This window comes from Micrococcus sp. LASM2_SD2, from assembly GCF_057364565.1.
In genome coordinates this window covers 1-2,638 of the sequence record NZ_JBNFOB010000282.1, presented here as the reverse complement: position 1 = coordinate 2,638, position 2,638 = coordinate 1, and the positions used below count along the sequence as shown (strand labels likewise).

The following is a 2,638-nucleotide window of genomic DNA, read 5'->3' as shown; positions in this document are numbered from 1 at the left end:
CGCCGCCGGGCTGCCCGGCCGTGGGACCGCCGCCCTCTCCTGCGCCCTGGTCTCCCGCGGGGTCCGCGACCGCATGCGCCTGGGCCTGCACGGCCTCGAGTTGCTCCTCGGTGGTGTCGTCTCCGGGCACGAGCACCTGCTGGCCGTCGACCAGCGGCGCCGCCAGGTTGATCCGCTCCGGCCGAGCGTGCCCGGTGGTCCCGCCGGCGGCGGCGATCGCATCGGCCGTCCTGGCCTCGGACGGCACCGTCACCACCCCGGGTGAGCGCACCTGACCGATCACATGGACGCGGACCCGCGCATCGGATCCGTCGGCCGGCGCGGCAGAGGCGGCTTCCCCGGGCCCGTCCGGGTCGCCGGAGCCCTCCGCTTCCGTGGGTCGTCCCGCCTTCCCCGCATCGGCCGCTCCTGTGGCTCCGCCCGCCTGCCCACCGCCGCCGTCGGAGGGCGTGGTGCCCTGCTGTGCCTCCGGATGCTTCGCGCCGTCCTGGACCGGTGTCTGCACGTCGACCGGCACCGGGTCCGGCGTGCTCGGCCGCTGCAGCCAGGTCACGGCCCACCAGGCGGCGACGGCCACGACGAGCACTAGGACGGCACTGCCGACCAGCCGCCACCGGAACACCGGCACCCGCGGCGGCTCCTCCTCCCAGGCGGTGGCCGCCACCGGGTCCTCGACCGCCCCGGCCCCCTCACCAGGACGGGCGGCCGCACCCGCACCCCTGACCGGCAGGACCGACCGAGGGGTCCCCGGTGCGCACCGCACCGGGCGCGCGAAGCCTTCGGTGCCCGCGCCGAAGGCCTCCGGTGCGGGGCCGTCGTCGGGGAGACGACGACGCCACAGGTCCGGGATGTGTCTGGCCTGCAGGGTCCTCCCCGGCAGGCAGCTGCTCGAACTCGTCCCAGGGCTCGGGGGCCTGCCGGGACTCGGGGATGCGGGGCTGGTGAGGGCTCATGCCTCCACGGTGCCGCCCCGCGGCCGCGCCCTGCCGGGCTCAGGCCTCGTCTGTGGACGCCGGCGGCGTGTCGGTCGCCTGTGCAGGACCCGACCGGGTCTGACGACGACGGCCCGTCCCGTCGGCGTCTCCTCCCGCCCCCGCGTCCTCGGGCATCGGCGACACCACGACTCCGAGTCCGCCCAGGCCCAGGTGCGCGGCCAGCACGGCCGGCAGGTCCACCACGGCCACCGGTGTCTGCGAGTACGGACCCAGCCGGTCCGCCAGCGCCTCGGCCGCGGGCCGGTTCCCGTAGCCGTGCACGGCGATCCCGCAGGGCTCCTGCTCCGCCTTCGCCTGCGCTGCCACGGCCATGCGCTCCACGGCCCTGTCCACCGACCGGGTGCGCTCCACCAGGGAGATCTTGCCTTCGCGCAGGGCCAGCACGGGCTTGACCTGGAACATGGAGCCGAGCAGGCCGCTCAGGGCGCTGATGCGTCCGCCGCGGCGCAGCTGCTCCAGGTTCGGGACGGTGAACATCACCAGGGCCCGCTCCCCCGCGTCCCGCAGGTATCCCAGGATCCCCTCCACGGGCAGGCCGAATCCGGCCCGGACGGCGGCCTCCATCACCATGAAGCCCAGCGCCATGCCGGTGGTGCGCGAGTCCACCACCTCCACCGGGATCGACACCCGCCCGGCGGCCACGCGCGCGGCGTCCACGGTGCCGGACAGCCCGGCCGAGATGTGCACGGACACGATCCGCGCGTAGCCGGCGGCCTCGAGTTCCCGGTAGACCTCCTCGAAGGTGCCCGGCGCCGGGCGCGAGGTGCGCACGGACTCGTTCGCTGCCAGGGCGAACGGCAGCTCGTGGTGCAGCGCCTCGTCGCCCTCCGCGAAGGTGTGCTCGCCCACCATGACGGGCATGGGGACCTGGCGCAGTCCCACGGCCAGCGGGTGCGCCAGGACGGAGGCCGGGACGGCGGCGGAGGAGTCGGTGACGATCGCCGTGCGGTCTCGGCGCGGCGGCTTCAGGCCGTAGCGGACGCGCCCGGCGAGGCGGGACCGCCGGGCACGCACGCGTGCCTGGTAGTCCTGCTGCCACTGCTGCACGGACGTCACTGCCTGCCTCCTCCCCGGACCGCCGGCGTCAGCGGACGACGAGGTTGACCAGCTTCGGGGCGCGGACGATCACCTTGACGATCTCGGCGTCCCCGATGAACCGCTGCACCTTCTCCGAGGCGCGCGCGGCGGCCTCCAGATCGGCCTCGGAGATGTCCGCCGGGACCTCAAGGGTGTCGCGGACCTTGCCCTTGACCTGGACCACGGCGGTGACGGTGTCCTCCACCAGCAGGGACTCGTCCACCGCGGGCCAGCCGGAGCGCACCACGGAGGGCTCATGGCCGAGCATGGCCCACATGTCCTCCGCGGTGTACGGGGAGAACAGGGACAGCAGCTTGGCCACGGCCTCGGCGGCCTCGCGGACGGCGGGGTCGGCGGCGCCGACGCCGTTGTCGATCTCCTTGCGGGTCGCGTTGACCAGCTCCATCGTCTTGGCGATGACCACGTTGAACTTGCCCTCGTCCAGCAGCTTGGAGGACTCGGCGATCGTCTTGTGCGTGGCCGAGCGCAGGGCCGTGGCCTTCGCCCCGGAGAGGTCCGTGCCCCACCGGTGCGCCGCCGGCGCGCACGTCCGCGGCCAGGGCGCC

3 protein-coding genes are annotated in these 2,638 nt (G+C 75.0%); all 3 read right to left on the bottom strand.

Going from position 1 to position 2,638, the window contains the following annotated elements:
• The coding region (locus AC2W7A_RS11425; RefSeq protein ID WP_485991456.1) for an SLBB domain-containing protein at positions 1 to 664 on the bottom strand (664 nt) is incomplete at its 3' end.
• Between the two features lie 328 nt (positions 665 to 992).
• On the bottom strand, positions 993 to 2,051 hold the full coding sequence (locus tag AC2W7A_RS11420; RefSeq protein ID WP_485991455.1) for a DegV family protein: 1,059 nt from the start codon (positions 2,049 to 2,051) through the stop codon (positions 993 to 995).
• Between the two features lie 28 nt (positions 2,052 to 2,079).
• Positions 2,080 to 2,638 (bottom strand): class I tRNA ligase family protein (locus tag AC2W7A_RS11415; protein ID WP_485991454.1); only part of this gene is annotated, 559 nt, incomplete at its 5' end.